Here is a 26,145-nt window from a genome sequence, read left to right as displayed (position 1 = left end):
GAAAGTGAACAACATTGCGCACTGAAGGCGAGATTCAGGACGAGGTGAATACCTCAAATCAAACGGGCCGCGAGCCCCTTTGCGATGCCACAACAACTGATGGCTGAAATAGATGCAAATCGCAGAGGTGGTAGTTTTGCAAAAGTTTTGCAAATCGCAGGCAACAAAAAAGGGCCCACCTTTCGGTGAGCCCTTCTAGACCGCCCAGCAGAGCGGATTTTGTTTGGTAGGCGCGATTGGACTCGAACCAACGACCCCCACCATGTCAAGGTGGTGCTCTAACCAACTGAGCTACGTGCCTGCTGTGGGGTCGCATTCTATAGATTTACGAAGGGGTGTCAACACCTTTTTTGCAGCTAACTCTATGAATAGTCGAATTTTTTATTTGCACAGTAAAAATACGTTGCCGACGCTGGCTAGCGGGTGGATTTCAACTCAGGTAGCATCGAACTCACTCGTAAAAAATATAAAACAGAGGTTCCAGAATGGCGAACACACCTTATCCTCAGTCTTACTACGCTGCTTCGGCCAACCCGACGCCCGAGCGCCCTGCCCTGCAGGATGAGGTTGAAACGGACGTCTGTGTCATCGGCGCCGGCTATACCGGACTCTCGAGTGCTTTGTTTCTGTTGGAAAACGGTTTTAAGGTCACGGTTCTTGAGGCCGCTAAAGTAGGCTTCGGCGCCTCCGGACGTAACGGCGGGCAAATCGTTAACAGTTACAGCCGCGATATTGATGTGATTGAGCGTACTGTCGCCGCCAAACAAGCCCAATTGTTAGGCCAGATGGCATTTGAGGGCGGCAAGATTATTCGCGAGCGGGTTGCTAAGTATCAGATCCAGTGTGATTTGAAAGACGGCGGCGTGTTTGCTGCGATCACTGATAAGCAAATGGGCCACCTCGAAGCACAAAAGAAGCTCTGGGAACGTTTTGGTAACACCCACTTGGAGCTGCTGGATAAGCGACGGATTCGTGAGGTGGTCGCCTGCGATCAATACCAAGGCGGGCTTCTGGACATGAGCGGCGGCCATATTCACCCGCTTAATCTGGCCTTAGGTGAGGCCGCCGCAGTGGAGTCCTTGGGCGGCACGATTTATGAACAGTCGCCTGCCGTGCGCATTGAACGAGGCGCTAATCCGGTGGTGCATACACCGCAGGGCAAAGTCAGGGCCAAATTCATTATCGTTGCGGGCAATGCGTACTTGGGCAATCTGGTGCCTGAGCTGGCTTCCAAATCCATGCCGTGCGGCACCCAAGTCATCACCACAGAGCCGCTGAGTGAAGAGCTAGCCGCATCACTACTGCCTCAGGATTACTGCGTCGAAGACTGCAACTATTTACTCGACTACTATCGGCTGTCGGGTGACAAGCGTCTGATCTTCGGCGGTGGCGTGGTGTATGGCGCTCGCGATCCAGCCAACATTGAGTCGATTATTCGACCGAAGATGCTCAAGGCTTTCCCGCAGCTTAAGGACGTAAAAATTGATTATGCGTGGACGGGCAACTTCCTGCTGACGCTGTCTCGCTTGCCGCAAGTGGGGCGTATTGGTGACAACATCTATTACTCCCAAGGCTGCAGCGGGCACGGAGTGACCTATACGCACCTAGCGGGCAAAGTACTTGCAGAAGCGCTGCGAGGCCAGGCTGAGCGCTTTGACGCGTTTGCTGACCTGCCGCATTACCCGTTCCCGGGTGGGCAATTGCTGCGTACACCGCTGACCGCATTGGGCGCTTGGTATTACAGCCTGCGTGACAAGTTCGGATTTTAATCTGGAGCGAGCTTGCCATCTTTTTTGTGTCATCTGCGCTGCTGCGGCTATAACCGGCGCTGCTTCTGCTTTTTGTAGGAGTGAGCTTGCTCACGATCTTTTGATCGTTAAAAACAAAGATCGCAGCCTGCGGCAGCTCCTACAGCCCATCTTTGCGATCTTTTGGGGGGGCCCTCCAGAAAGGATTTACTTCTGCGCTTCTAATGCTTTTACGGCCTTGAGACCTGCCATTTCTTGGCCTGAGCGAGTTAAATCATTAGCGGCTTTTAGCCAGCGACCTTTGTCTACGTTGACCGGCAATTGGTCTGGAGCCACGATCAATACGGCCCAATTGCCGGCGTCTTTCCAGCTGGACTCAAACTCATTGAAGTCCATGATGCGGCGTCGTTCCATGCCCGCTCGCAACAAAACGGTTTGCTTGTTGCGATCATAACCGGCGAGCACTGCGTAGCGCGGCTCACTCCAGATTCGTCCGTCCATAAAGCGCACCATCACCGGATGGCCCGCTGCAACTTGGGCCATTAATGCCGAGAGAGAAGGATCTAACCGGTACACCATCAACCCATACTGCCCGGCCAGTTGCTCCATGTTGTCTTGCAGCGATGACTCAGCCTCTGGCAGCTTTAATGGCTTGGTCAAAAGACCTGGGGTGATTCTGATGCGTTGCTCGCCCAGCATGCTCGCCAATACCTGCGGGCCACTTTGATAAGCATTGCCGCGAAAAAAGGGCACACCGTGAAGCTCAACCCTTTCTGGTAAGCCACGCATCCCTGTCTGGTCAACACTGGCACATCCCACTACGGCCACCGCCAGTGCAGCTACCAGCCAAAGACGCACCGATCTCAATCCAGTCACTCCCTGCATACTCCCTCGCTTTGAATGATCGTCAGGCCGCAAGGCCTGACATGGGCGTCGATCATAGGGTGCCAGCAATGCAAGGTATAGCTTTAAAGTACAGTCAAAGCGCAGGCATAGAGCCAATCAATTGATGCACCACGACCTTTGGTCAATAGACTGAAACACTGCCCACGCTAGACTGTCATCTATACAGTGTTTATGCCCGTTGTGGGCAAAGGAGGCACGTATGAGCCCGACATTGACCATCATCTTGCTGATCACAGGCTGGTTAGCTGTCGCCGCCGCAATGCTTTGGGGTCTGATGCGCATCAGCCGCCATCACTCCCCGCAACCTCAGCCAAAACCGCAAAACAAACCAGACCGCACCCCGGCCAATACTGCCAGCGCCCACTAAAGCGCTGGCAAAAAAAACCGCCCATCACGTTAGCGATGGACGGTTTTGAGCGTGAACCTAGGGTTATTTAACCACTGCAGATTCGCGCTTCTCCCGCGCTCGACGCGCGAGGATGTTCAGTGTTTCAACCGTGGCTGAGAACGCCATGGCCGCATACACATAGCCTTTAGGCACATGAGCGCCGAAACCTTCAGCGATCAAGGTCATACCGATCATGATCAAGAACGCCAACGCCAACATCACCACCGTTGGGTTCTCATTGATGAACTTGGCCAGAGGCTCAGAAGCCAACAGCATCACCAGCACCGCAACCACTACAGCAATGACCATGATCGGCAAATGCTCAGTCATACCCACAGCCGTGACGATACTGTCGATGGAAAATACCAGGTCCAACATCAGGATCTGACCGATAGCAGCAGCAAAGCCAACGGTCACTTTGGACGCCACACTGTTGGTCTTTTCCTCAGCTTGGAGGCTCATGTTGTGATGAATTTCGCTGGTCGCTTTCCACACTAGGAACAAGCCACCCGCGATCAAAATCATGTCCTTCCAAGAGAACGCCTGCCCTAACACTTCAAACACCGGCGTGGTCAGTTGCACGATGTAGGCGATGGTACTCAGCAAACCCAGACGCAGAATCAGCGCTAAACCAATACCGATGCGTCGAGCTCGGGTACGAAATTGCTCTGGCAGCTTATTGGTCAGAATCGAGATAAAGATCAGGTTGTCGATCCCAAGCACAACCTCCATCACAATCAAGGTGGCCAGAGCAATCCAGGCCGTAGGGCTGGCCGCCAGTTCTAAAAGGTATTCCATAGGTGCGTTCTGACTCTCAGTAAGACAATTTAAATAGTGTGCGACGACTCTTTACGCTCTTTCTCCGGCTGCTCTTGTTCAATCAAGCGCCCTCCGGTGGCTTCATTGAGTGCCTGCTCAGCCGCTTTATGCGTGTCATCAATGGCCTGTTTGGCAGCCTCAGCCGTTTTGCTGATCATTTGTTGCGCTGCTTTTTCAGCTTGATCACATCCGCCGATTAGCAACAGGCTGGATGCCAACAACGCTGCGTAAGCTGTGTTTTGAAAATTCATGGTGATTTACCTTCTTAAAACCTGCCACCAAAACTGTGGCCTGCGGATAACGCGCGATTTTAGAGAGCCAAACACTTCAGAAAAATTCGTTTTTTTAAGCGTTATACTTCGGTTTTTACGAACTATTGTGAATCTATGCTCAATTATCGCCAGCTCCATTACTTTTGGGTCGTTGCCAAGACTGGCAGCATTGTGCGCGCCTGCGAACAATTAAACCTCACCGCTCAAACCATCAGCGGGCAAATCAGCCTACTGGAAGACACCTATGGCCTAGCGTTGTTTCGCCGAGTCGGACGCCAATTGGAGCTGACAGAAACCGGACGTCAAGTTTTACCCTATGCCGAACAGATCTTCCAAGTCGGCGGCGAACTGGAAAGTATGCTGCGCATGGCGCCGAACGAGCAGCAACTTCTCTTTAGAGTAGGCGTTGCCGATGTGGTGCCCAAGTCGATTGTGTACCGCTTGATCGCACCCACCATGGTGCTCGATAAACCCATACGCATCACCTGCCGCGAGGACAAATTGGATCGGCTTTTGGCTGACTTGGCTATCCAACGCTTGGACTTGGTGATCTCCGACAGCCCAATGCCTACCCATTTAGACATTAAAGGCCTAAGTCAAAAGCTTGGCGAATGCGGTATCAGTTTTTTTGCGACCTCGGGCCTGGCCTTGGAGTATGCGGAAAACTTTCCACAGTGCCTGCAAGGTGCGCCACTGCTGATCCCAGGGCCGGGAACGGTGATCCGCACGCGCTTGTTGCGTTGGCTGGCAGAGCTGAAAATCCAACCAAGAATTGTCGGTGAGTTCGATGACAGCGCCCTCATGCAGGCATTCGGCCAGTCTGGAATTGGCGTTTTTATCGCACCCAGCGTAATCGCCAACGAAGTCATGCGCCAATTTGACGTTGAGCTCATCGGCCAAACTGAGGCGGTCACCGAATCGTTCTACGCCATCACCGTCGAACGCAAGATCCGTCACCCCGGGATCGTTGCGATTACCGAAGGCGCGCGACGTGAATTGTTTACAGAAACCCGGGATTAGGCGCTGGCAAGTTGCGGCGTGATGGTCATTAGCAAGACCGCCAATAGGATCGACACGGGAAAGCACCCGCTTGGGTATGGTAAAGTCCGGCCCCGTTCAAGTCTTAGTTAAATAGACGTGCTCAGCACGCACAATTAAACGCGATCCTCCTCTCTGCTTAACTCAAGCTAATTAAGTGCATCTGCGGGCATAGGGTGCCTGCGAGCCTATGCTGAGTCGGCTAGGGTTTGAATGCGCCATCCACAACAACTAGAGACACACACATGACTGACGCTCCTCCTACCCTGCTGCAAACGCTCAAACGCACCAGCCTGGTGACCCAAATTGTCATCGGTCTGATTGCCGGTATTTTACTGGCCTGGCTGGCGCCTGCTGCGGCACTTTCAGTGGCCTTCATCGGCAAAGTGTTCGTCAGCGCTTTGAAAGCCGTTGCACCGATTCTGGTGTTTGTCCTGGTGATGGCCTCGATTGCCAACCACAAGCACGGGCAGGAAACTCACATCCGACCGATCCTCGTGTTGTATTTGTTCGGCACCTTTGCGGCGGCCGTGGTGGCAGTTATTGCCAGCATGTTGTTCCCGTCCAACTTGGTACTGGTCACTGAAAATATCGCCGTGTCCGCGCCTGGCGGCATCAGCGAGGTATTGCAAAGCTTGCTGTTGAGCGTGGTCGACAACCCGGTCAGTGCGCTCATGAACGCTAACTTCATTGGCGTCCTGGCGTGGGCTATTGGCATGGGTATAGCTATTCGCCATGCAGGCGAAACTACCCGCACCGTACTCAGCGATTTGTCCAACGGCGTCACCTTAATCGTGCGCGTGGTCATTCGCTTTGCTCCCCTAGGGATCTTCGGTCTTGTCGCTTCTACGCTTGCGACCTCAGGCTTTGGCGCGCTGCTGGGCTACTTGCACCTGCTCACTGTGCTGATAGGTTGCATGCTGTTCGTGGCCTTGGTGGTCAACCCACTGATCGTGTTCTGGAAGTTGCGCCGTAATCCGTACCCGCTGGTCTTTATGTGCTTGCGCGAAAGCGGCATTACCGCGTTTTTCACCCGCAGCTCCGCGGCCAACATCCCGGTCAATATGGCATTGAGCGAGCGCTTGGGCCTGCATGAAGACACTTACTCGGTGTCCATCCCTCTGGGCGCAACCATCAATATGGCGGGCGCAGCGATCACCATTACCGTTTTGACCTTAGCTGCCGTGCATACACTGGGAATTGAGGTGGATGTGCCGACCGCTATCTTGCTAAGCGTGATGGCAGCGATATGCGCTTGTGGCGCCTCGGGTGTGGCAGGCGGGTCGCTGCTATTGATTCCGTTGGCGTGCAGCCTGTTCGGTATCCCGAGCGAAATTGCGATGCAGGTCGTGGCCGTAGGATTCATCATCGGCATCCTGCAGGATTCGGCTGAAACCGCACTTAACTCGTCAACGGACGTGTTGTTCACCGCGGCAGCCTGCTTGGCCAAAGAAGACCACGCTTAAGATCTGCACACTCAGGAGCGCCACTGACGCTCCTGAGTTGTAACGTTGTGCGCTACTCAGCGCAGACCATTAAACCTTTAGAACGCACCCATGTAGTCGCGCTTACCGACTTCAACGCCGTTGTGGCGAAGGATCGCGTAGGCGGTCGTCACGTGGAAAAAGAACTGCGGCAGGCCATAAGTCAGCAGGTAAGACTGGCCGGTAAAGCGCTTTTCTTTTGGCGTGCCTTGGCGGGTGATGATTTCGATCCCTTCTTTGCCGTCGATTTGCTCGGGCTTGATGCCATCAATAAACGTCAGGACCTTGCTGATTAATGTTTGCAGGTCTGCAAATGTCACTTCGCTGTCGTCGTACTTAGGCAACTCAATTTCTGCCAAGCGACCCGACACACCTTTGCTGAAATCTACGGCGATTTGCACCTGACGCACCAGCGGGAACATGTCTGGGGCCAAGCGTGCTTGCAAGAACACGCTTGGATCAATGTTCTTGGCTGCGGCGTGAGCTTCAGCTTTGCTCAAAACACCGCTCAGGGCGTTAAGCATTTGTTTGAATACAGGAACGGAAGCAGCGTACAGAGAGATAGTCATGAATGTCTCGACAGTCTGTGGGCGGGAACTAAATGTGCGGCGATTATAGGCATACGATGCGTACAAAGCGGCTTGTCTTTTTGCAAGAGATAGACCTAGGCTAGGCTTTTCAACGCACAAGGAAAGCGTGATGAGCACTGAACACGATACCGACACCGGACCTCGGCTAAACAGCACCGAAATCCGCATCCTCGGTTCCTTGATTGAGAAACAAGCCACTCACCCCGAAACTTACCCACTGACCCTCAACGCACTGGTATTAGCCTGCAATCAGAAGACCAGCCGCGAGCCGGTAATGAGCCTTACCCAAGGTCAAGTTGGGCAAGGCCTTCGCGCTCTTGAGGGTCGCGGTTTTACTCGACTGGTGATGGGCAGCCGCGCTGATCGCTGGGAGCATAAAGCTGATAAAGCGCTTGAGCTAGTACCTGCACAGGTTGTACTGCTGGGCTTGCTATTTTTGCGCGGCCCACAAACCCTTAGCGAGTTACTGACACGTAGCAGCCGTATGCATGACTTTGAAGATACGGAGCAAGTACAGCATCAGCTCGAACGGTTAATTGCTCGTGATTTAGCGCTGCTTATCCCACGCCAGCCAGGCCAACGTGAAGATCGTTATACCCATGCGCTGGGCGACCCGGCAGACATTGAGGCCATTCTCGCTGCCCGCCAGCAACCTACCGAACGCAGCAGCAGCCACTCAGGCGTATCACTGGAGCGCTTTGAAGCACTCGAAGCTCGCATTGCCGCACTCGAAGCGCGTCTGGCAGAACTCGAGTAAAAAGCTGTGTCGGACGCTGCGCCTCGTCCGACACCTCACTCAACTGCGTGCGAACGCTACCGCAGCCTCGAACTGCTCAAGCGTTGGCCGAACACCGGTGTACAGCACAAACTGCTCCAAAGCCTGAATGGCAATGACATCAAGGCCGGTAATGACCTGTTTGCCTTGCTCACGGCCGCGCACGATCAAAGGCGTTTCTGAAGGGATCGCAACCACATCAAACAGAATATCGGCGTGATCAATAGCGTCTTCAGTAAACGCCAGATCATTTGCCTCAGCCCCACCCGTCATGCCAACCGGGGTGACGTTAATCAGCATGTGCGGCCTGTGCTGACCCAACTCTGCTTGCCACGAGTAACCACAGCTCTCGGCAAGCGCTGAGCCCGAAGCTTGATTGCGAGCTACGATCAAGCCATTACGATAACCCCCATCGCGCAAGGCTGAAGCCACGGCCTTAGCCATACCGCCGCTGCCACGCAAGGCAAAGGTTGTGTCCTTGGCGATGTTGTTGTCACGCAACAACTGAGCAATGGCGATGTAATCGGTGTTGTAAGCTTTTAGATGTCCGTCTGTGTTGACGATAGTGTTGATCGACTGAATCGCTTGCGCCGAAGGATCCATTTCATCCACCAGAGCGATGCACGCCTCCTTGAAAGGCATTGATACACCGCAGCCGCGAATGCCTAAAGCCCGTATTCCGCCTACTGCACCCGCTAGATCCTGAGCGGCGAAAGCCTTGTAGTAATAGTTAAGGTCTAACTGACCATACAGATGATTATGGAAACGCAGTCCGAAATTCCCGGGTCTGCCAGACAGCGATATGCACAGACGGGTATCTTTATTCGGATTCATTTGCATCTGCATCTCCTAGCCTTTCAGACAGGCGACTCAAGCCGCCAAAAATGGTGCAGGCATTCGCCTGACGGGATCACTGAAACGAATCAGCGCTCACAAAGACCTTACATAAACTTTACCGATACATTTTGCAATTTTTTCTGGGAATAAGGTCTTAATGCTATCCCCGCTATTTCACAGGGCCTGGTGCAGGCTAAGAAGTGGGTTGAAACCAGAGGAATCGTCAAAATGCGTACCTTCCCCAAAGTTGCTTTGCTGATCGGCGCCTTGGCTGTCGCTAGCCAAGCATCCGCTCATGGCGGTGGTTGGGGTGCTGGCCCAGCGCTATTTGGTGCAGTGGTCGGCGCTACGGTTGTTGGTTCGATTGTTGCCAGCCAGCAACACCCGATTTACGAACAACGCCCCGTTTACGTGCAGCCACAACCGGTGTATGTACAGCCACAACCGGTGTATGTACAGCCACAACCGGTGTACTACCAAGCGCAGCCAGTGTACGTGCAACCTCAGCCGGTTTATGCACCGGCCTATTACGGCCGCCCACACCCGGCGTACTACGGCCCTCCTCGGGGTTATTACGGCCCTCCTCGCTGGTAATCGTTATCCACGCCTATGCGGCAAGCTTGCTCAGTTGCCGCTAGGTTTGAATTGACATTACGAATGTCATTGGCTGGAAACAATGCTAGATGAAACTATGGCACCAAAAATGCTTATGTTTACGACGTAATCGCTGGAACAATTCGCAGACTATAAAAATAAGGAAGACCTTTATGCCGACACAAAACCCGCATCGCACTTTAGGCTTGTGCACTTCCAGCAAGGTTTACAACACCTTGACCGAGCTAAAACAGCTCGAAGGCCATCGAACTGCCAAACTGGTTTCTTTGTTGGCTCAACACTTGGTCAGCCAAGGTTTACTGAGCGATCAGCAAGTGATGCATATGCTTGATCTCGTGGTCGATTAGGCTATGCATCAATAGCCCCATTGGCATCAATGGCGACTATCAAGCGTAATGATTTTTTACGTATAAGCTTAAGCCTTAAAGTGCCTGCATTAATTGCATGCAGGAGGTTGATATGCCCAAAGCTCATATTATGTCTGTCATCGGCAGCGCAGTGCCCGAGCCACTTCGCACGGGCGGCTTGCTCGCTTGCTGGTACGTGGTTATTGACGGTGTTCCCGTCAGCGGCCCATTCACTTCACGCGCCGCTGCGCAACTCAAAGCCACCAACGAAACAGATAAAACAGCGCCACACTTAGTGCGACACTAAGTAACACATTACGGGACCAGAGCATCAGCCCTACGGCACATACCCCAGCCAATAGGTACGGGTTGCCAGGGCTCAAGTTGAGGGTGTGATCTTTGATAAAAATGATCGGCCCACAAATCGCAGTCAACATGCCCGGCACCGCGAACCCGAGAAACTCTCGCACGCCGCGATTCAAGCGGATCGGCAAGCGAGGCTCTAAAAACAGGTAGCGGTTGAAAAACAGAATCAGCGTCATCCCACCAATAATCAGCCATATGGTCATGCCAAGTACGCTCCCAGTCGCTTGCAAAGATACCCGGCGGTCATACCCGCCAACCCCGCCAGCACAATCGCCGACTCCCATTGCCAATAACTGAATAACACAACGCTCAATAGCGAGATGACCACGCACACAACGGTGGGCCCATTGCGCACAATAGGCGTGATCAGAGCAATAAACGTCGCAGCAATCGAGAACTCCAGCCCCAGTTGATCCAGCCCTGGAATGCTTCTGCCCACCAGTACCCCGATGCAAGTAAACAGGTTCCAGCCCACGTACATGCACAGGCCAACACCCAGCGCATACCAGCGGTTGAAGGTCTTTTGGTCAAACGGGCTTACCAACGCAAAAAACTCATCGGTCAGGACAAAACCAAGGCCTATGCGCCACTTCGCCTGCATGGGCGAAACCAGTGGCCTTAGGTGCATTGCGTACAACAAATGCTGTGAAGTCAGCAGCAAGGTGGTGACCAAAATGGATAAAGCACTGGCGCCACCTTTGATCATGCCAATCGCCACCAACTGGGCAGCCCCGGCAAACACAAACAACGAAAGCCCTTGGGCCTGCATCGGTGTCAACTGCGCATCAATTGCAGTCGAACCCGCCAGTAATCCCCAAGGCGCGCACGCCAAAGTCAGTGGCAGACAAGCAATCGCACCACGAATGAAAGCAACACGAGGAAGCGTAGTAGGCATTAAAAATTATCCCGACAATAACCAGCGACAAAGAGTCGCAATTTGATCGTGAAATGTCTTGAACAATCTTGCTTTTCGCTCGGTCGTAACGTTTAGCCACCTTTAGTGAGCCGCTTGCAGGGTTTGACTAACCACTGAACGTGGTCTTTAGTCAGCCCCACTATTGATTCGTTTAAGCCTATTCACAGCCAACACGAGGAACGACCATGAAAGACCTGAAATCCGCCAAGGAAAGCAGAAAGGCCGATCTGCGGACACCTTCGGCGCTGAGCGAAGAAGCACGTATCAACATTGCAGCAGAGGTGAATGCTCTGCTGGCCGATACCTTCGCCATTTACATGAAAACCAAGAACTTCCACTGGCACATGTCCGGCCCGCACTTTCGTGACTTCCATCTGCTGCTGGATGAGCAGTCCGATGAGATTTTTGCGACCACCGATGCCATTGCCGAACGTGTACGTAAACTAGGGCGCACTACGATTCGCTCGATCGGGCATATCAAAAATCTCCAGCGCCTACTGGATAACGATGCCGATTTCGTGACCCCAGAAGACATGCTCGCCGAACTGCGTGAAGACAACATTCAACTGGCTGCCTACATGCGCGCAACCCACGAACTGTGTTCTGAGTCGGGTGATGTGGCCACCACCAGCCTGCTGGAAAACTGGATCGACGAAGCTGAACGCCGCGTTTGGTTCTTGTTCGAGTCGTCGCGTACTCGCTAACACACCTGTAGCCGCGGCCTTTCAGAGCCGCTACGCAACCTGCGGCAGCGGCTAAAGACCGATAAATTTTGTTTCATGCTTTGTTCAGCTTGCCACTTGTATAGTGCACGCGCTCATTCAATGAACCCTTAGCCCGCCACCCCAGCGGGCTTTTTTTTGCCTGTTACACGCCCTGCGTGAAGACCAGCGCCTTTAAGCCGCATTCAGGATCCGCGTCCGGGAATTCTGGCGGATTGTCCAAACGCCGTTCAAAACGCAGACTCGGCGCTTCAGCCATCACGCCATTGATCAGAAACTCGGACCCCAGTGACGGGTCATTCATGCACGCCAGTACCGTGCCGTTGTCGGTCAGTAACTCCGGCAAGCGACGCAACACACGCTGGTAATCCTTGGTCAGCAGGAAGCTACCCTTCTGGAAAGAAGGCGGGTCAATGATGACCATATCGTACGGACCAAGACTTTTGACCTTACCCCACGACTTGAATAACTCATGCCCTAAAAAGCTCACTTTGCTGGTGTCATGTTCATTTAGCCGGTGATTGTCCCGACCACGGCTCAGGGCGGCGCGTGACATATCTAGGTTCACCACGTGCTGGGCACCACCTTCAATGGCCGCAACTGAAAAGCCACAGGTGTAGGCAAATAGGTTGAGTACCCGCTTACCCTCAGCATGCTCGCGCACCCAATTGCGACCATAGCGCATGTCTAGAAACAGACCGTTATTCTGCTTACGGCCCAAGTCTACTCGGTACTTCAAGCCGCCCTCAGTGAGCGTCCACTCATCAATCGGCTCGCCCCATAGCCATTCAGTATCACTTTGCAACGTATAGCGATGCTGCATGACCAACGTATGCCCCCCGCTGGCCTGCCATACAGGCGACTTTACGAGCGTCAGCAGCATCTGCTTCAAGGCTTCAAGCTGCGCTGGCTCGGTTTCTTTAAACAGCGAGACCAGCACTACACCTTGCAGCCAGTCGACTGTTAACTGCTCAAGCCCCGGCCAACAACGGCCACGCCCGTGAAAAATACGCCGTGTCTCACTGGGCGCAGCCTCTAGAGCTTGAATTAAGTGCAGTTGCAAAAGGGTTAACGCTTCAGGGGTCATCAGGCTGGCCGGTCAATTTCAAGGGCCGGCATTTTACATCATTGCGCTCAGTCAGCAGCCGAGACAAAAGTGCGCGGTTAAAAACCAGCCCAGAAATTATCGTTTTACAATCATTTATTATCGAATTACGATGCTAGCTACGTGAATCTGCCCGGAAGAACTGCTCAGCGTCCGGACACTTAAAACGATGCCTACCACTCAAAAAGGATTGTTCGATGACAACAGATCTCTTGGCTAACCGCAGTAGGGTTTTGGCAACGGCCACATTGGTACTGGTGGCCAGCATGTTACTCACCAATATCGCTTACTGGGTTTTCCCAAACACCATAGGCGCTTTCGTGGGCGGGTTTAGCCTGAGCGCCCTGACCCAAACACTTCAGACAGACATCCTGCTCATGCCCTGGTGGCAAGCAGCCGGAGGGATCGTGTTATCCAGCATCCCATTATTGATACTTGCAAAAGGCTTGCTGGCCCTGCGCAGCCTTTTTCTGGCTTACAGCAAAGGGGAGTACTTCTCGTCAGAGTCTGCTGTGCTGCTGGGTAAAGTAGGTAAAAGCGTGTTGCTATGGGTCTTAGCCAGTCTATTGCTAACCCCTCTTATGAGTTTATGGATCACTTTTACCCGGCCCGTAGGTGAGCGCCTATTGACGATAAATTTTGATCCGTCACATATTGTTGCTTTATTTCTCTCTGCTTCTCTTATGATCATCGCTCATAGCTTGGCTAAAGCCTGCTCGCTGGCACGAGAGAACGAGACGTTTGTTTAAGAGGGCAAGATGCCGATAGCAATAAAACTGGACGTCATGCTGGCTACGCGCAAGATGAAGTCCAAGGATCTAGCGCAAATGATCGGAATTACCGAGCAAAACCTCTCTTTACTTAAGCAAGGAAAAGTCAAAGGCATCAGGTTGGCGACTCTGGAAGCAATCTGTGTCGCACTGGATTGTCAGCCGGGTGATCTGCTGCACTATCAAGCGGAGCCTTAAGCCGCTCCAGACCCTAACAAAATATCCATTGCGCCCTTGAGCCGATCAACTCAAGGGCGTTTGCGTTTCCAAGCCTTGTCACAACCTGCCCCGTGCCTGTTCAGCCAATTAACAGCATTGCGCTGATAGGCTCGCGCGGTGTATGCCTCAGCAGTCGCTATGCCAGCCAACCCACACCTGAAATCTAATAAATAGGGATCTCATCTTCTGTGTGAAATTTCTTTGCTAACTCGCTGCAAAATCAGACATTTCTATCGTTATTAATCCATACTCAGAAAATGTAACGTTATATTTATTTGAACGATTACAGCCAAAACCCCTAAGCCCCTTTGAGTCAATCTGCGTGAAAATTCATCTTTCGATTTTGAGCCTATTTTTAGTTATTACAGGCACAACCGTTCCTTCATTTGCCGCAGCAGCTGAAGGCACTTTGCCCCCGCGGGATATCTCTAAGCTGCATATTGCCTCTGGCAGCGCCCTACTGGTCGACCTAAAAACCAATAAAGTCATTTACGCCAGCAACCCGGACGTGGTCGTACCCATCGCGTCAGTTTCAAAACTGATGACTGCCATGGTCGTTCTGGACGCAAAGCAGTCAATGGACGAGTACATCTCAGTCAACATTAGCGACACCCCCGAAATGAAAGGCGTGTTTTCGCGAGTCAAGCTCGGTAGCGAACTGTCGCGTCGCGAAATGATGTTGATTACTTTAATGTCTTCAGAAAACCGTGCCGCCGCCAGTTTGGCTCATCATTACCCAGGCGGTTACGTGGCGTTTATTGCGGCTATGAACGCCAAAGCCAAAAGCTTGGGCATGATGAAAACGCATTACGTTGAACCTACCGGCCTGTCACCTCGCAACGTTTCAACCGCTCGCGACCTGAGCAAATTGCTGGCGGCTACGCGCCACTATCCGATGCTCAGCCAGTTGAGCACGACTAAAGAAAAGTCGGTGACATTCCGCAAACCCACCTACACCTTGGGTTTCCATAACACCGACCATCTGGTTAAAAAAGACAAATGGAATATCAAGATCACCAAAACCGGCTTTACCAATCAAGCAGGACACTGCCTAGTTTTGGTCACTGAAATGGGCAATAACCCAGTGTCATTGGTCATTCTCGATGCGTTTGGTAAATACACTCATTTTGCTGATGCAGGGCGTATTCGTAATTGGGTTGAAACCGGTAAAACCAGCAGCGTCCCAGACGTAGCTTTACGCTACAAAGCAGATAAAAACCTGCAACAGCACCAACCTAAAACGGCCCATGTAGCCGAGTAATACACCCTAAGACCATCGCAGGCACGCCCGATCAGCAACACGTGCCTGCGCGCAGCTATTTAACGCTTGGGTGTCGATTTGGGGGTTTTCTTGATGGTTTCGACGGTGGTCTCTTTTGGCCGACGCTTAGCCTCGGCCAACGGAATAAACAGTCCTGTTTCTGAATCACGTGCGCGTTTGTTTTTCATTTAAAACTCCAGTGAGTGCCCTGATGAGGGCAAGTCTTTACAGACTAGCTGGAGCTTTACGTGCTCTTGAGCGATAGAAACACGTGCTTGCAGATCGACAGGGCATTTTCTCTGGCAAACAAGAACCCCGCCTTAAAGACGGGGTTCCGGCACTCACTCAGATCAGTTTGCAGGATGCTTCAAGCAGCGTCTGAGAGCGGGTTATTAACCAGATGTCCGACCTTTTCACAGTCTGTCTCGCGGCGCATCGCATTGAATAACAGCACTGCTTCGGGATAATTGCGCGTTAGCATGGCCAGCCATTGCTTGAGCCGCCCTGGCGCAGAGCGCGGCGTCAGTTGCGCTTGGGCCTGAGCCCAAAAATCGCGAATCATCGGCTGTAAATCTGCCCACGTCATTTCAGCCACTTCCTCACCCGCACGGGCAGCGGCGATTTGCCGAGCCAAGTCCGGACGCGACACCAACCCCCGACCCAACATGATGTCTTCGGCACCGCTGATTTCGCGGCAACGGCGCCAATCCTCAACGGACCAAATGTCACCATTGGCAAATACCGGCACTTTCACAACCTCTTGCACTTGGGCGATGTACTCCCAATGTGCAGGTGGCTTATAGCCGTCCATTTTAGTGCGTGCATGAACCACGATTTGACTCGCACCACCCTCTGCCAGCGCAATCGCACATTCGTTGGCGCTGTCCGGCGTATCGAACCCCAGACGCATCTTGGCCGTGACCGGGATATGCGCAGGCACCGTGCGCCTTACTTGCAGCAAAATCGCATGCAACAGCTCAGGCTCTTTGAGCAACACCGCACCGCCACGGGATTTATTCACCGTTTTGGCTGGGCAGCCAAAGTTGAGGTCAATCACCCCGGAGCCTAGCTCACAGGCTAACGCCGCATTATCAGCCAGGCACGCCGGATCAGAGCCCAACAGTTGCACACGCAGCGGTACGCCCGAGCGTGTTTGAGCGCCATGCTTAAGTTCTGGTGCGAATTTATGGAAGTACGCTTCGGGCAAGATGCGCTCTGTGACCCGGATAAACTCGGTCACACACCAATCAATACCACCGGTACGGGTCAGAACATCACGCAGGATGTTGTCGACCAACCCCTCCATCGGTGCCAAAGCAATTTGCATGGGTGACTCTCATCAAGAAACGTGCGGCAGTTTACGGGGTTATAGGGCCAATCGGTATCTTGATCAGACCGTCACAATGGCCGGGCCGTAGCCTTGCAGAAACTCAGGGGGCAGACGCTTGGGTTTGCCCGACGAAAGCTCGATACAGACAAAGGTGGTTTGCGCACGTAATAACGTCGTGCCATCACTTGATCGAATTAATTGAAAGTGCCGCGTCATGCGCAACCGCTTGTCACAATCGACAATCCAAGTCGCGAGTTGCAACTCGTCACCTTCATAAGCGCTGGCCAAGTAGTCGATTTCATGACGCGCCACAGCCATTGCGCGGTCAAGGCGGCGGTATTCGGCGAGATCCAACCCAAGACGTTGCGAATGCCGCCAGGCGCAGCGCTCCAGCCAAACCACATAGGCTGCGTTATTGGCATGCCCGAAACCGTCTATATCTGCGGCCTGCACCTGCAGATCAATGATAAACGGCGCCTCTAGATCCCAAGTCATGAGCTGTCTCCGTAGCAGTTGAAAGCTTCAAGCTTGAAGCCTACAACCCGAAACCACCACTAAACGCTAAAAAAACAAAAGGGTCATTCAATAAATGAATGACCCTTAAAAATCCCGCAGAGCGGGTAATCGTGGCGTCCCCTAGGGGACTCGAACCCCTGTTACCGCCGTGAAAGGGCGGTGTCCTAGGCCACTAGACGAAGGGGACACAAACCCTTCTAACAGTGATCAGTACTGAGTACTGGTCGATTCAATGCCAGTGTGGCCCGACATTGAACTGTAAATTGGTGGAGCTAAACGGGATCGAACCGTTGACCTCTTGCATGCCATGCAAGCGCTCTCCCAGCTGAGCTATAGCCCCGATTTATCGCCTGGCGGCGGAGCAACATTGGCATGTTACTTCTGTGAAACTGGCGTCCCCTAGGGGACTCGAACCCCTGTTACCGCCGTGAAAGGGCGGTGTCCTAGGCCACTAGACGAAGGGGACATAAACCTTCTAGTTGATCAGCGCTGAGTGCTGATCTATTCAATGCCGGTGTGGCCAAGCATTGAACTTGAATTTGGTGGAGCTAAACGGGATCGAACCGTTGACCTCTTGCATGCCATGCAAGCGCTCTCCCAGCTGAGCTATAGCCCCAAACAGTCAGTGTTACGTGTTGCTGTGTGGACGGGGCGCATATTAAGACTGGTTCAGTAGGCTGTCAAACTTATTTTCAAAATTTTCTTAAGAAATTTGTCGAGAGAACAACCACTTACCCTTAAAACCCCGAAAAGGCGGGTTACGGCGCGCCAAATCTGTAGTTGCTGGCGCAGGCTGCGATGGGCCGTGCAGCGACCCTGCTCTATCACAGCCTTCGTCAGCGGCTACAAAATCAGCTGATTGCGCTAAACAGCTTTTCCCACTCTTTGTTTTCTTTCTTCGACACACCGCCAAGCAGGTCAAGCGCTTGACGCAAACGGAAGCGCGTCAGGTCCGGCCCCAGAATCTCCATAGCATCGAGCACCGATACCGAACTCGCCTGCCCGGTGATAGAGGCGAACATCAGCGGCATGGCGTCGCGCAGCTTCAGTTCCAGTGCATCAACTACTGCCTGAATGCACGCGGTAATCGGGTCTTTTTCCCACTGACGCAGGCTTTCGAGCTTCCACAAAATCAATTGCATCATCTGACGCACTTGCTCGTTGGAGAGCTTTTTGTGTTCAAACAGTTTGGCATCCGGCTGTACGCCACCCGCGAAGAAGAACCCAGCCAAAGGCGCGATCTGGCTAAAGGTTTCAACTCGGCCCTGTACCAGCGGCGCAATCTTCATCATGTAGTCAGGGTTCAATGCCCAGTGCTGGACACGGCTCGCAAACTCCTCCAACGGCAGATCACGCAGCCATTGACCATTGAGCCACGAGAGTTTCTCAATATCGAAAATCGGCCCGCCCAGAGACACGCGAGACAGGTCAAAGTTATCGACCATTTCTTGCAGCGAAAACTTCTCGCGCTCGTCCGGCATCGACCAGCCCATGCGGCCCAAGTAGTTGAGCATGGCTTCAGGCATAAAGCCCATACGCTCGTAGAACGTCACCGAAGTCGGGTTTTTGCGTTTGGACAACTTGCTCTTGTCTGGGTTACGCAACAGCGGCATGTAGCACAGCTGCGGCTGTTCCCAGCCAAAGTATTCGTAGAGCAGAATCAGTTTTGGCGCTGAGGGTAGCCACTCTTCGCCACGCAGAACGTGGGTAATGCCCATCAAATGGTCATCGACCACGTTGGCCAAAAAGTAGGTGGGCAGGCCGTCGGCCTTCATCAAAACCTGCATGTCCATGCGATCCCATGGGATCTCAACGTCACCGCGCAGCATGTCAGGCACGACACACACACCCTCGGTTGGCACTTTCATGCGGATAACGTGCGGTTCGCCAGCGGCCAAGCGCGACTCGACTTCTTCTTTGGACAGCAACAACGCACGGCCGTCGTAACGCGGGGTTTCGCCTCTGGCCATTTGTTCGGCGCGCATCTGGTCCAGTTCTTGTGCCGTGCAGAAGCACGGAAACGCATAACCCTTGTCGACCAGTTGCTGGGTGTACTGCTTGTAGATCTCGCTACGTTCGCTTTGACGGTACGGCCCGTGCGGCCCGCCAACGTCAGGACCTTCGCTCCAAGTAATCCCCAACCAGCGCAGCGCGTCGAAAATTTGCTGTTCGGACTCACGGGTCGAACGCAATTGGTCAGTGTCTTCGATGCGCAGGATGAATTCGCCGCCATGCTGCTTTGCAAAGCAGTAGTTGAACAAAGCAATGTAAGCGGTGCCGACGTGGGGGTCGCCAGTAGGTGAAGGCGCGATGCGCGTGCGAACGGTGGTCATGAGTGATCTCGAAGTGAAGATAAAACAAAGGGCGAATGTTAACAGGCCGACCCGGTTTGGCTCCAGCACAGCGGGCAGACAAAGCTGGAACCGTCGACGCGCAGATGAAAAAACTTGATATAGAGCGCTTGTATCAAGTGGATACAGGGAAAAGCCCAAAGCAGAGGTGTTAATCTCGCCTCATTCTTGCCCTCTGTTGAAAGACACCCTGAAGCCCATCTAGGTTGATGGCGAAGAGTCCCTAGAAAGGCAGTCAATCGTCCGACGCGGTTTTAGCCACGATGCAAGAGTAGCCGACAATCTGCGCCCCACCCGGAGCCCCTCGCTTGAAATTCAGCCTGCCGAAAATCGCCACTGCGCCCTTCTGCCCTCCCGAAGTCAGCGGCAGCGTCCCCGTGGACGCCAGTGCGCCGTTCTGGAAACGCGCATTGCGCTTTGCTGGCCCCGGCCTGCTCATCAGCATTGGCTACATGGACCCCGGCAATTGGGCCACTGCCATCGAAGCCGGATCGCGCTACGGTTACAGCTTACTGTTCGTGGTGCTTTTAGCCAGCTTGGCCGGGATGGCCGTGCAGTGCTTGTGTTCCCGCTTGGGCATCGCCACCGGGCGTGATCTGGCGCAACTCTGTCGCGAGCGCTACAGCAAACGTTCGGCGCGCGTGCAATGGTTACTGGCTGAAATTTCGATCATCGCCACCGACCTCGCTGAAGTGCTTGGGTGTGCGCTGGCCTTCCACTTACTGCTGGGCTGTTCGTTGACCACCGGCATCGCCCTCACCGCCTTCGACACCCTGTTGATTCTAGCTCTGCAAGGCAGAGGCTTTCGCCGCCTAGAAGCCATTATGCTGGCCTTGGTGATGACCATTGCCGCCTGTTTTTTTGTTGAACTGGTGCTGATCAAACCTTACTGGCCTGGCGTCTTCGAGGGCTTTAAACCGTCACTTTCAGCCATCAGTGATGCAGCTCCGCTGTACATTGCCATCGGCATCATTGGCGCTACGGTTATGCCGCATAACCTGTACCTGCACACCTCCATCGTACAAACCCGCCTGACCGGCACCGACTACGCCAGCAAACTGGACGCGGTGCGCCTGTCACGCATCGACACCATCGGCTCACTGGCCCTAGCCTTGCTGGTCAACGCAGCGATTTTGATACTCGCTGCTGCTGCCTTCCACCAGACCGGCCACACAGATGTGATCGAGATTCAAGACGCCTACCGCATGCTCGACCCACTGGTCGGCGGCGCGATGGCCAGCGTGCTGTTTGGTGTGGCATTGCTGGCATCGGGGCAAAGCTCAACGTTCACCGGCACCATTGCTGGCCAAGTGATCATGGAAGGCTACTTGGACCTGCGAATCCCGTGCTGGCAGCGGCGCCTGATTACTCGCGGGCTGGCATTAATCCCGGCGTTTCTCGGCGTGTGGCTAATGGGCGATAACGCGGTGGGCAAACTGCTTATCCTCAGCCAAGTGGTGCTAAGCCTACAATTGCCGTTTGCGCTTTACCCGTTGATCCGCATGACAAGCGACCCAGCACTCATGGGCCACTTCGCCAATCGCCTGCCTACACGGCTACTGGCGTGGTTCCTGTTTGCTGTGATCAGCGGCGCTAATGTGTGGTTGATTGCACAGATTGGGTTTGGTGATTAATCACCTTGCCAATTGAAGAAAGAGTAAGCATTTGAGTAGAGCCTCGCAAAGTAGGCAAAGAGGCTCACTCTTATGGGGAAATCACTTCAAGAAACATTTTTTTACAACTCTCCCTTCAGGTTTTGTCCTTCTCAAACGTCCTACATGGATAGCAATCGCATTATCATTTGCGATCACACACCTGCTCAGCCGTGAGTCTGCCGTTTCCCATGTCCAAAAAATCCCGTTCCAAGGCCTGGTTCCTGGTCCACAGCTGGTTAACGCTGCCGATCTGGTTCTTTGTATTAATTGTTTGCGTCACTGGCACGCTGGCCGTGGTCAGCCAAGAGATTGTGTGGCTAGCCACGCCTGAGGCTCGTGCCACGCAACCGTCGGATGACGCCCCGTTGCTCACCTATGAGCAAGCGCTGACAGCCATTCACAAGGCCGAACCGGCGCTGGCCGTGCAGTCAATCAGCCGCCCGGATGAGTCCCATTTTGCGTTGCTCGCCCGTGTGGTTTACCCAGATGGCCGCTCGCCTACGCTGTATATCAATCCGTATACCGGCGCTATTCAAGGCGAAAGCCCAAGCTTTAACTTCCAGCAATTCACCCGCGCCCTGCACGGTTGGTGGCTGGTGCCGTTTACCAACGGCTATAGCTGGGGCTGGTATTTGGTTTCATTTCTCGGCCTGCCATTGCTGGGTTCGTTGATTACCGGACTGGTGGTCTACAAGAAATTCTGGAAAGGCTTCTTCAAACCCAATCTTCGCTTTAAACACGGCGCGCGGATTTTTTGGGGCGATTTCCATCGACTGTGCGGGGTGTGGTCGATCTGGTTTATCGCGGTGATTTCGATTACCGGCCTGTGGTTTCTTATTCAAGCGTTTATGTTCGATAACCAGATTTCGATTTCGACGGCGGGTAATCCTCCGGTCGTGGCGCGCCAAGATGTCCCGATCATGCCGGACGGCACACCCGCACCGCAGATCAGCCTCGATCAAGCGATCAGCATTGCTGCTGAAAAAATACCGGGGCTTGAAGCGAGCTTTGTCAGCCTGCCAAGTAATGCCTATGGGCATATCGAAGTCGGTGGCCCGGGCTGGTATCCGCTGCTGTTCCAAACCGCTGACATCAACCCCTACAACGGCGCGATTGAAGGTTCGCGAATGATTGCCGACCGCTCAGGTCTGGAGCTGGTGACCGAATCTATGCGGCCGCTGCACACCGGTGATTTTGGTGGGCTGTGGGTCAAGCTGATTTGGTTTTTCTTCGGCTTAGTGCTGAGCATGATGGTGTTGAGCGGCTTGTTGATCTGGACCAAACGCACTGCACTGGCCACAGCCAACGCCTTTAAGCGCAGCAATAAGCCCGCTCGAGTGCCCGTCAATACCCAGACCGTCACGGCCCGTAATGCTTTACCCGAGGAGGCGAATGTATGAGTAAGGCAGCGGCTTTACCGCCCTCGAGCGCACTAGGACGTTGGTGGCTCAAATGGCGCTTTCACATCAACATTTTGCTGTTGCTGGTGCCCTTGGGCTTCATGCCTAAATACTTTGCTGACGCCTCACTGTTTCGTGGCGACAGCGGTTTGGGCGAGCGCGAGATCGGCACTGTGCAAGTGGGCCCGTGGAGCTTGAAACTGGCGGAGCTGCGCAACGAAGCTCCGCGCCCAGACGGACCAGCTGGCTATATGAAAAGTTTTAGCGCAGCGCTCTGCGACACTTGTGCCGACCAAGTCAAAGCCGCTTATTTGCGTATCGGTAAGCCACGCAGCTTGCGCGCCGCCGGGGCGATTTTTTTCGGCACTCCCTATCGCATGGGGGCCACGCTACCAATCCCCGAGCGCACCAAAGCAGATGCTGAGCTGTGGATCACCCTTGAAGGGTGGGACGGCTCCATGCATCAGGCATCTATTCCCCTGAGCGAGGCTTCACCGGCAACCCTCGCTTGGCTGGCTCAACAAGGAGGCAAACGATGAGTTCGCACCTGTTTAAACACCCGAAGCACCGTGTCATCGCAGCAGGTTTTTTTGCATTACTGGGGTTCTGTGGCCAGGCACTGGCGCATAACCCGATGTGCGAATGCAAGGCCATTGAAGGCGAACAGATCCGCTGCACAGGCGGGTTTTCCGATGGCAGCGGCGCACCGGGGGTTACGCTGGATGTGATCGGCTACGACGAAACCATTCTGGTGCCCGGCAAACTGGACAAGGACTCAACCCTAACTTTCAAACGTCCGGACGCCGAGTTCTATGTGCTGTTTGACGCAGGCCCCGGTCACATTGTTGAAATTGACCAAGCCGATATCGAATGAATACTCACGTCGTGCGTCCGGCCGGTGCCGGGCATGAAACCCTCTATGTGCTGCTGTTGTGCCTGCTAATTCTGTGTGTGGCTGGTTCGGTTGTGGCTTGGCGTTATGAATCCAATGAAACAGCCAGCGTGGCGGCCCATCAACTGGATGCTCGGCTCGATTTAAACGCCGCCGAGCAAGGCATTTATACCGACCTGCGGGTCACGCTGGATGAAATCAATCTGCTGCGCGAAGAAAGCAATGCCCTGCCGCAGCCTGAAGAGCTCGCCGAAGAAGGCTTCGCGCCCTTTGCCAGCGATGCAAGCTCAGTGAGCCGTGGCAATCATGCCTGGCAGTTGTTGGCTGAGCAGGCTTACTTGGGGGTAAGCCCTGACCCTCAAGTGGCGGGCTCGTTTTTGATGCGCATCAGCGAGCAACCCAATGTGTGGCTCAACCGCAACAGTCACGTCAGTGCCCCCACCGACTTCAGCGATGACGCCTTAAGCCAAAACGGCTGGAAGCAAGTGATCGCACAATTCGATGCCGGGGTGACTCGCCAGCATCGGCACTGAACCCACCGTTTCACCTGAGAGAAGACTGCTCGCCATGTCCATTTCATCTGTTTTACGACGTCGCTCACTGTTGCTAGCTGGCCTCCTCGCCCTCTGCCTTGCACCTCTGACCCACGCAGACACCCCCTCTCCCGCGCCGCTGGCCAAGCCGCTGCGCATTGGGATCACCCTGCACCCTTATTACAGCTACGTGAAAAACATTGTCGGCGACAAAGCCGAAGTGGTGCCGTTGATTCCCGCCGGCTTCAACCCCCATGCCTACGAGCCGCGAGCTGAGGACATTAAGCGCATCGGCACGTTGGATGTGATCGTGCTCAATGGCGTTGGGCATGATGACTTCGCCGACAAGATGATCGAAGCCAGTGAAAAACCTGACGTTGCGGTCATCGAGGCCAATCAAAACGTACCGCTGCTGGCTGCAACCGGTACGGCGGCACGTGGCGCCGGTAAAGTGGTCAACCCGCATACTTTCTTGTCGATCAGCGCCTCGATTGCACAGGTCAACAATATCGCCCGTGAGCTGGGCAAACTGGACCCGGCCAACGCCAAAACCTACACCGCCAATGCTCGCGCCTACGGCAAGCGTCTGCGTCAGATGCGCGCCGATGCCTTAGCCAAATTGACCCAAGCCCCCAATGCAGATTTGCGTGTAGCCACCGTGCACGCCGCTTATGACTATTTATTGCGCGAGTTTGGCCTTGAGGTGACCGCCGTGGTTGAGCCCGCACACGGCATCGAACCCAGCCCTAGCCAGTTGAAAAAAACCATCGACCAACTGCGCGATTTGGACGTAAAGGTGATCTTCTCTGAGATGGACTTCCCATCGACTTACGTTGACACCATTCAGCGTGAATCCGGCGTCAAGCTGTACCCGCTGTCGCACATTTCGTATGGCGAATACACTGCCGACAAGTACGAAAAAGAGATGACCAACAACCTCAACACGGTGGTCAAGGCGATTCAGGAGTCTGGGGCATGACGGCGGCGGAACACCTAGCGGTAAAACCCTGCGGCCCTGAAGTCACCTTTGACCGTGTGTCCCTGACCCTAGGTCGCACGCCTATTTTGGATAACGTCAGCTTCAACATTCGAGCCGGCAGCGTGCATGCGTTGGTGGGTCCCAATGGCGGCGGTAAAAGCTCACTGATCAAAACCCTACTCGGGCAAATGCCCCACCAAGGCGAGTTACGCCTGAGCTGGGCGGCTGAGCCTGGCTTGATCGGCTATGTGCCCCAAGCGCTGGAGTTCGACCGAGGTTTACCGATGACGGTGGACGATTTTATGGCCGCCATGTGTCAGCGGCGCCCGGCCTTTTTGGGGTTGTCCAAAAAGATCGCTCCAGCCATTGGCGACGCGCTAGAGCGCGTGGGCATGCAACACAAACGCAAACGCCGCATGGGTGCGTTGTCTGGGGGTGAGCGTCAGCGCGTGCTACTGGCTCAAGGGTTGATTCCGGCACCCCAACTGCTGGTGCTGGATGAGCCAATGTCTGCACTAGATGAAGCCGGAGCACAGGTATTTGAGCGGCTGCTTAATGATTGGCAGCAGTCCGGGGTCACTGTGGTGTGGATCGAGCACGACTTGGCTGCGGTCAAACGTCTGGCCGATCACGTCACCGGGCTCAATCGTCAGATTTTGTTCGATGGCCCGCCTCAGCAAACTCTGAGCCCGGAACGCTTGCTAAGCCTGTTTTCAACTCATCCCAAACCCACTGGGAGCGCCGTTTCGTGACCTATGAAGCCTTCCGTTTAATGATTCAGGGCTGGGCCTCGGCCGGGTACTTGCCTGAAGTGCTGGCCTACGGCTTTGTGGTCAATGCGTTGCTCGCAGGTTTACTGATAGGCCCCGTGCTGGGCGGGCTTGGGACCTTGGTGGTAGTCAAGCGTTTCGCGTTCTTTTCCGAAGCGGTGGGCCATGCGGCCCTGACCGGCGTCGCCATTGGCATCTTGCTCGGCGAACCCTACACCGGGCCTTATGGCAGCTTGTTCGGCTACTGCCTGCTATTTGGCATCTTGCTCAATTACCTGCGCAATCGTACCGGCTTGGCGCCCGACACACTGATCGGCGTATTCCTTTCAGTGTCATTGGCCTTAGGCGCCAGCCTGCTGCTGATTCTGGCAGGCAAGATCAACGTGCACATTCTTGAGAACGTATTGTTCGGCTCAGTGCTGACCGTCAACGGCAACGACCTGCTAGTGCTGGCGATAGTCGGTGCGCTGGTGCTGGGGCTGAGTCTGCCGCTGTACAACCGCATCATGCTGGCCAGCTTCAACCCGCAATTGGCCGCCGT

32 protein-coding genes and 5 tRNA genes are annotated in these 26,145 nt (G+C 54.1%); 20 read left to right on the top strand and 17 right to left on the bottom strand.

Annotated features, from left to right (window positions below):
- Positions 1-224: 224 nt before the first annotated feature.
- Positions 225-301, bottom strand: a tRNA-Val gene (locus tag AQS70_RS12765).
- Between the two features lie 184 nt (positions 302-485).
- Between AQS70_RS12765 and AQS70_RS12760 the strand changes: the two genes are divergently transcribed.
- Complete coding sequence (locus AQS70_RS12760; protein ID WP_055103135.1) at positions 486-1,769, top strand: NAD(P)/FAD-dependent oxidoreductase; 1,284 nt, start codon at positions 486-488, stop codon at positions 1,767-1,769.
- Positions 1,770-1,955: 186 nt separating this feature from the next.
- Here AQS70_RS12760 and AQS70_RS12755 read toward each other — a convergent pair whose 3' ends face one another.
- Positions 1,956-2,633, bottom strand: coding sequence for a PA2778 family cysteine peptidase (locus AQS70_RS12755; protein WP_055103134.1), 678 nt, complete (start codon positions 2,631-2,633; stop codon positions 1,956-1,958).
- A 220-nt stretch (positions 2,634-2,853) separates the two neighbouring features.
- Here AQS70_RS12755 and AQS70_RS23870 point away from each other — a divergent pair, with 220 nt between their 5' ends.
- A complete protein-coding gene (locus AQS70_RS23870) occupies positions 2,854-3,021 on the top strand; it encodes a hypothetical protein (protein ID WP_164488187.1) in 168 nt (55 codons plus the stop codon).
- Between the two features lie 63 nt (positions 3,022-3,084).
- Here the strand turns inward: AQS70_RS23870 and AQS70_RS12750 are convergent, their stop codons facing one another.
- Positions 3,085-3,840, bottom strand: coding sequence for a TerC family protein (locus tag AQS70_RS12750; RefSeq protein ID WP_055103133.1), 756 nt, complete (start codon positions 3,838-3,840; stop codon positions 3,085-3,087).
- A 29-nt stretch (positions 3,841-3,869) separates the two neighbouring features.
- Entirely contained in the window at positions 3,870-4,112 is a 243-nt protein-coding gene (locus AQS70_RS12745) for a hypothetical protein (protein WP_055103132.1), read from the bottom strand.
- A gap of 135 nt (positions 4,113-4,247) precedes the next feature.
- Here AQS70_RS12745 and nhaR point away from each other — a divergent pair, with 135 nt between their 5' ends.
- A complete protein-coding gene (nhaR, locus tag AQS70_RS12740; protein WP_055103131.1) occupies positions 4,248-5,153 on the top strand; it encodes a transcriptional activator NhaR in 906 nt (301 codons plus the stop codon).
- A gap of 263 nt (positions 5,154-5,416) precedes the next feature.
- A complete protein-coding gene (gene sstT / locus AQS70_RS12735) occupies positions 5,417-6,637 on the top strand; it encodes a serine/threonine transporter SstT (RefSeq protein ID WP_055103130.1) in 1,221 nt (406 codons plus the stop codon).
- A gap of 77 nt (positions 6,638-6,714) precedes the next feature.
- On the opposite strand, the gene AQS70_RS12730 is transcribed toward sstT, so the two are convergent.
- Positions 6,715-7,224 carry a DUF1993 domain-containing protein gene (locus AQS70_RS12730; RefSeq protein WP_055103129.1) on the bottom strand — a complete coding sequence of 170 codons (510 nt, stop codon included), beginning with the start codon at positions 7,222-7,224 and terminating at the stop codon, positions 6,715-6,717.
- Positions 7,225-7,354: 130 nt separating this feature from the next.
- Here AQS70_RS12730 and AQS70_RS12725 point away from each other — a divergent pair, with 130 nt between their 5' ends.
- Positions 7,355-8,002, top strand: a complete 648-nt coding sequence (locus tag AQS70_RS12725) for a YceH family protein (protein WP_055103128.1) — start codon at positions 7,355-7,357, stop codon at positions 8,000-8,002.
- Positions 8,003-8,041: 39 nt separating this feature from the next.
- Here the strand turns inward: AQS70_RS12725 and AQS70_RS12720 are convergent, their stop codons facing one another.
- Complete coding sequence (locus tag AQS70_RS12720) at positions 8,042-8,860, bottom strand: shikimate 5-dehydrogenase (RefSeq protein ID WP_055103127.1); 819 nt, start codon at positions 8,858-8,860, stop codon at positions 8,042-8,044.
- 225 nt (positions 8,861-9,085) lie between these two features.
- Here AQS70_RS12720 and AQS70_RS12715 point away from each other — a divergent pair, with 225 nt between their 5' ends.
- The 3 genes from AQS70_RS12715 (at position 9,086) to AQS70_RS24070 (ending at position 10,126) form a co-directional block, all read left to right on the top strand.
- Positions 9,086-9,451: a hypothetical protein gene (locus AQS70_RS12715; RefSeq protein WP_055103126.1), complete on the top strand. Its 366-nt coding sequence runs from the start codon at positions 9,086-9,088 to the stop codon at positions 9,449-9,451.
- A 173-nt stretch (positions 9,452-9,624) separates the two neighbouring features.
- Positions 9,625-9,819, top strand: coding sequence for a hypothetical protein (locus tag AQS70_RS12710; RefSeq protein WP_055103125.1), 195 nt, complete (start codon positions 9,625-9,627; stop codon positions 9,817-9,819).
- Positions 9,820-9,931: 112 nt separating this feature from the next.
- Positions 9,932-10,126, top strand: a complete 195-nt coding sequence (locus tag AQS70_RS24070; RefSeq protein WP_082428100.1) for a hypothetical protein — start codon at positions 9,932-9,934, stop codon at positions 10,124-10,126.
- Here AQS70_RS24070 and AQS70_RS12705 read toward each other — a convergent pair.
- Both AQS70_RS12705 and AQS70_RS12700 read right to left on the bottom strand, forming a co-directional pair.
- Positions 10,074-10,388, bottom strand: a complete 315-nt coding sequence (locus AQS70_RS12705) for an AzlD domain-containing protein (protein WP_055103124.1) — start codon at positions 10,386-10,388, stop codon at positions 10,074-10,076. The genes AQS70_RS24070 and AQS70_RS12705 overlap by 53 nt on opposite strands.
- Positions 10,385-11,080, bottom strand: coding sequence for an AzlC family ABC transporter permease (locus AQS70_RS12700; RefSeq protein WP_055103123.1), 696 nt, complete (start codon positions 11,078-11,080; stop codon positions 10,385-10,387). Before AQS70_RS12700 ends, AQS70_RS12705 begins: the two co-directional genes overlap by 4 nt.
- Before the next feature lie 206 nt (positions 11,081-11,286).
- On the opposite strand from AQS70_RS12700, the gene AQS70_RS12695 reads away from it, so the two are divergent.
- Positions 11,287-11,805 (top strand): Dps family protein, encoded by a 519-nt coding sequence (locus AQS70_RS12695; RefSeq protein ID WP_055103122.1) that lies wholly within the window; start codon positions 11,287-11,289, stop codon positions 11,803-11,805.
- 163 nt (positions 11,806-11,968) lie between these two features.
- On the opposite strand, the gene AQS70_RS12690 is transcribed toward AQS70_RS12695, so the two are convergent.
- Entirely contained in the window at positions 11,969-12,910 is a 942-nt protein-coding gene (locus AQS70_RS12690; protein ID WP_055103121.1) for a class I SAM-dependent methyltransferase, read from the bottom strand.
- 284 nt (positions 12,911-13,194) lie between these two features.
- Between AQS70_RS12690 and AQS70_RS12685 the strand changes: the two genes are divergently transcribed.
- From AQS70_RS12685 to pbpG, 3 genes are all read left to right on the top strand, one after another.
- Positions 13,195-13,677 carry a DUF2975 domain-containing protein gene (locus AQS70_RS12685; RefSeq protein ID WP_241492835.1) on the top strand — a complete coding sequence of 161 codons (483 nt, stop codon included), beginning with the start codon at positions 13,195-13,197 and terminating at the stop codon, positions 13,675-13,677.
- A gap of 9 nt (positions 13,678-13,686) precedes the next feature.
- A complete protein-coding gene (locus AQS70_RS12680) occupies positions 13,687-13,896 on the top strand; it encodes a helix-turn-helix domain-containing protein (RefSeq protein WP_055103119.1) in 210 nt (69 codons plus the stop codon).
- A 343-nt stretch (positions 13,897-14,239) separates the two neighbouring features.
- Positions 14,240-15,178 carry a D-alanyl-D-alanine endopeptidase gene (gene pbpG / locus AQS70_RS12675; protein ID WP_055103118.1) on the top strand — a complete coding sequence of 313 codons (939 nt, stop codon included), beginning with the start codon at positions 14,240-14,242 and terminating at the stop codon, positions 15,176-15,178.
- Between the two features lie 59 nt (positions 15,179-15,237).
- Here the strand turns inward: pbpG and AQS70_RS24195 are convergent, their stop codons facing one another.
- The 8 genes from AQS70_RS24195 to gltX all read right to left on the bottom strand — a co-directional run bounded on the left by AQS70_RS24195 (position 15,238) and on the right by gltX (position 19,357).
- Positions 15,238-15,366: a hypothetical protein gene (locus tag AQS70_RS24195; protein WP_277620589.1), complete on the bottom strand. Its 129-nt coding sequence runs from the start codon at positions 15,364-15,366 to the stop codon at positions 15,238-15,240.
- A 179-nt stretch (positions 15,367-15,545) separates the two neighbouring features.
- Complete coding sequence (locus AQS70_RS12670; RefSeq protein ID WP_055103117.1) at positions 15,546-16,505, bottom strand: tRNA dihydrouridine synthase; 960 nt, start codon at positions 16,503-16,505, stop codon at positions 15,546-15,548.
- Positions 16,506-16,568: 63 nt separating this feature from the next.
- Positions 16,569-17,003 (bottom strand): acyl-CoA thioesterase, encoded by a 435-nt coding sequence (locus tag AQS70_RS12665; protein ID WP_055103116.1) that lies wholly within the window; start codon positions 17,001-17,003, stop codon positions 16,569-16,571.
- Between the two features lie 132 nt (positions 17,004-17,135).
- Positions 17,136-17,211 (bottom strand) — tRNA-Glu (locus tag AQS70_RS12660).
- 77 nt (positions 17,212-17,288) lie between these two features.
- A tRNA-Ala gene (locus tag AQS70_RS12655) sits at positions 17,289-17,364 on the bottom strand.
- Between the two features lie 50 nt (positions 17,365-17,414).
- Positions 17,415-17,490, bottom strand: a tRNA-Glu gene (locus AQS70_RS12650).
- 74 nt (positions 17,491-17,564) lie between these two features.
- Positions 17,565-17,640: transfer RNA gene (locus tag AQS70_RS12645), tRNA-Ala, on the bottom strand.
- A gap of 235 nt (positions 17,641-17,875) precedes the next feature.
- Positions 17,876-19,357 carry a glutamate--tRNA ligase gene (gltX, locus tag AQS70_RS12640; RefSeq protein WP_055103115.1) on the bottom strand — a complete coding sequence of 494 codons (1,482 nt, stop codon included), beginning with the start codon at positions 19,355-19,357 and terminating at the stop codon, positions 17,876-17,878.
- A gap of 326 nt (positions 19,358-19,683) precedes the next feature.
- On the opposite strand from gltX, the gene AQS70_RS12635 reads away from it, so the two are divergent.
- The 8 genes from AQS70_RS12635 to AQS70_RS12600 all read left to right on the top strand — a co-directional run.
- Entirely contained in the window at positions 19,684-21,009 is a 1,326-nt protein-coding gene (locus tag AQS70_RS12635; RefSeq protein ID WP_055103114.1) for an Nramp family divalent metal transporter, read from the top strand.
- 209 nt (positions 21,010-21,218) lie between these two features.
- Positions 21,219-22,430, top strand: a complete 1,212-nt coding sequence (locus tag AQS70_RS12630; RefSeq protein WP_055103113.1) for a PepSY-associated TM helix domain-containing protein — start codon at positions 21,219-21,221, stop codon at positions 22,428-22,430.
- Positions 22,427-22,969, top strand: a complete 543-nt coding sequence (locus AQS70_RS12625) for a hypothetical protein (RefSeq protein ID WP_055103112.1) — start codon at positions 22,427-22,429, stop codon at positions 22,967-22,969. Before AQS70_RS12630 ends, AQS70_RS12625 begins: the two co-directional genes overlap by 4 nt.
- Positions 22,966-23,304, top strand: coding sequence for a hypothetical protein (locus AQS70_RS12620; RefSeq protein ID WP_055103111.1), 339 nt, complete (start codon positions 22,966-22,968; stop codon positions 23,302-23,304). Before AQS70_RS12625 ends, AQS70_RS12620 begins: the two co-directional genes overlap by 4 nt.
- On the top strand, positions 23,301-23,855 hold the full coding sequence (locus AQS70_RS12615; RefSeq protein WP_055103110.1) for a DUF6162 family protein: 555 nt from the start codon (positions 23,301-23,303) through the stop codon (positions 23,853-23,855). Before AQS70_RS12620 ends, AQS70_RS12615 begins: the two co-directional genes overlap by 4 nt.
- 34 nt (positions 23,856-23,889) lie before the next feature.
- Complete coding sequence (locus AQS70_RS12610) at positions 23,890-24,834, top strand: metal ABC transporter substrate-binding protein (RefSeq protein WP_055103109.1); 945 nt, start codon at positions 23,890-23,892, stop codon at positions 24,832-24,834.
- The gene (locus AQS70_RS12605) at positions 24,831-25,586 is read left to right on the top strand and encodes a metal ABC transporter ATP-binding protein (RefSeq protein WP_055103108.1); all 756 of its coding nucleotides are present in this window, start codon (positions 24,831-24,833) and stop codon (positions 25,584-25,586) included. The genes AQS70_RS12610 and AQS70_RS12605 overlap by 4 nt, the downstream gene beginning before the upstream one ends.
- A 20-nt stretch (positions 25,587-25,606) precedes the next feature.
- Positions 25,607-26,145, top strand: a 539-nt coding sequence (locus AQS70_RS12600; protein ID WP_187331814.1) for a metal ABC transporter permease, incomplete at its 3' end; no start/stop codon positions are given.

Source organism: Pseudomonas endophytica (assembly GCF_001411475.1).
In the GTDB taxonomy this organism is placed as follows: Bacteria; Pseudomonadota; Gammaproteobacteria; order Pseudomonadales; family Pseudomonadaceae; genus Aquipseudomonas; species Aquipseudomonas endophytica.
This window is presented reverse-complemented; position numbering and strand designations above follow the sequence as displayed.

Bases quoted from the DNA above. Each gene is read 5' to 3' on its own strand.
- AQS70_RS12760 (WP_055103135.1), top strand. From the start codon at position 486: ATGGCGAACACACCTTATCCTCAGTCTTACTACGCTGCTTCGGCCAAC.
- AQS70_RS12755 (WP_055103134.1), bottom strand. From the start codon at position 2,633: ATGCAGGGAGTGACTGGATTGAGATCGGTGCGTCTTTGGCTGGTAGCT.
- AQS70_RS23870 (WP_164488187.1), top strand. From the start codon at position 2,854: ATGAGCCCGACATTGACCATCATCTTGCTGATCACAGGCTGGTTAGCT.
- AQS70_RS12750 (WP_055103133.1), bottom strand. From the start codon at position 3,840: ATGGAATACCTTTTAGAACTGGCGGCCAGCCCTACGGCCTGGATTGCT.
- AQS70_RS12745 (WP_055103132.1), bottom strand. From the start codon at position 4,112: ATGAATTTTCAAAACACAGCTTACGCAGCGTTGTTGGCATCCAGCCTG.
- nhaR (WP_055103131.1), top strand. From the start codon at position 4,248: ATGCTCAATTATCGCCAGCTCCATTACTTTTGGGTCGTTGCCAAGACT.
- sstT (WP_055103130.1), top strand. From the start codon at position 5,417: ATGACTGACGCTCCTCCTACCCTGCTGCAAACGCTCAAACGCACCAGC.
- AQS70_RS12730 (WP_055103129.1), bottom strand. From the start codon at position 7,224: ATGACTATCTCTCTGTACGCTGCTTCCGTTCCTGTATTCAAACAAATG.
- AQS70_RS12725 (WP_055103128.1), top strand. From the start codon at position 7,355: ATGAGCACTGAACACGATACCGACACCGGACCTCGGCTAAACAGCACC.
- AQS70_RS12720 (WP_055103127.1), bottom strand. From the start codon at position 8,860: ATGCAAATGAATCCGAATAAAGATACCCGTCTGTGCATATCGCTGTCT.
- AQS70_RS12715 (WP_055103126.1), top strand. From the start codon at position 9,086: ATGCGTACCTTCCCCAAAGTTGCTTTGCTGATCGGCGCCTTGGCTGTC.
- AQS70_RS12710 (WP_055103125.1), top strand. From the start codon at position 9,625: ATGCCGACACAAAACCCGCATCGCACTTTAGGCTTGTGCACTTCCAGC.
- AQS70_RS24070 (WP_082428100.1), top strand. From the start codon at position 9,932: ATGCCCAAAGCTCATATTATGTCTGTCATCGGCAGCGCAGTGCCCGAG.
- AQS70_RS12705 (WP_055103124.1), bottom strand. From the start codon at position 10,388: ATGACCATATGGCTGATTATTGGTGGGATGACGCTGATTCTGTTTTTC.
- AQS70_RS12700 (WP_055103123.1), bottom strand. From the start codon at position 11,080: ATGCCTACTACGCTTCCTCGTGTTGCTTTCATTCGTGGTGCGATTGCT.
- AQS70_RS12695 (WP_055103122.1), top strand. From the start codon at position 11,287: ATGAAAGACCTGAAATCCGCCAAGGAAAGCAGAAAGGCCGATCTGCGG.
- AQS70_RS12690 (WP_055103121.1), bottom strand. From the start codon at position 12,910: ATGACCCCTGAAGCGTTAACCCTTTTGCAACTGCACTTAATTCAAGCT.
- AQS70_RS12685 (WP_241492835.1), top strand. From the start codon at position 13,195: ATGTTACTCACCAATATCGCTTACTGGGTTTTCCCAAACACCATAGGC.
- AQS70_RS12680 (WP_055103119.1), top strand. From the start codon at position 13,687: ATGCCGATAGCAATAAAACTGGACGTCATGCTGGCTACGCGCAAGATG.
- AQS70_RS24195 (WP_277620589.1), bottom strand. From the start codon at position 15,366: ATGAAAAACAAACGCGCACGTGATTCAGAAACAGGACTGTTTATTCCG.
- AQS70_RS12670 (WP_055103117.1), bottom strand. From the start codon at position 16,505: ATGCAAATTGCTTTGGCACCGATGGAGGGGTTGGTCGACAACATCCTG.
- AQS70_RS12665 (WP_055103116.1), bottom strand. From the start codon at position 17,003: ATGACTTGGGATCTAGAGGCGCCGTTTATCATTGATCTGCAGGTGCAG.
- gltX (WP_055103115.1), bottom strand. From the start codon at position 19,357: ATGACCACCGTTCGCACGCGCATCGCGCCTTCACCTACTGGCGACCCC.
- AQS70_RS12630 (WP_055103113.1), top strand. From the start codon at position 21,219: ATGTCCAAAAAATCCCGTTCCAAGGCCTGGTTCCTGGTCCACAGCTGG.
- AQS70_RS12625 (WP_055103112.1), top strand. From the start codon at position 22,427: ATGAGTAAGGCAGCGGCTTTACCGCCCTCGAGCGCACTAGGACGTTGG.
- AQS70_RS12620 (WP_055103111.1), top strand. From the start codon at position 22,966: ATGAGTTCGCACCTGTTTAAACACCCGAAGCACCGTGTCATCGCAGCA.
- AQS70_RS12615 (WP_055103110.1), top strand. From the start codon at position 23,301: ATGAATACTCACGTCGTGCGTCCGGCCGGTGCCGGGCATGAAACCCTC.
- AQS70_RS12610 (WP_055103109.1), top strand. From the start codon at position 23,890: ATGTCCATTTCATCTGTTTTACGACGTCGCTCACTGTTGCTAGCTGGC.
- AQS70_RS12605 (WP_055103108.1), top strand. From the start codon at position 24,831: ATGACGGCGGCGGAACACCTAGCGGTAAAACCCTGCGGCCCTGAAGTC.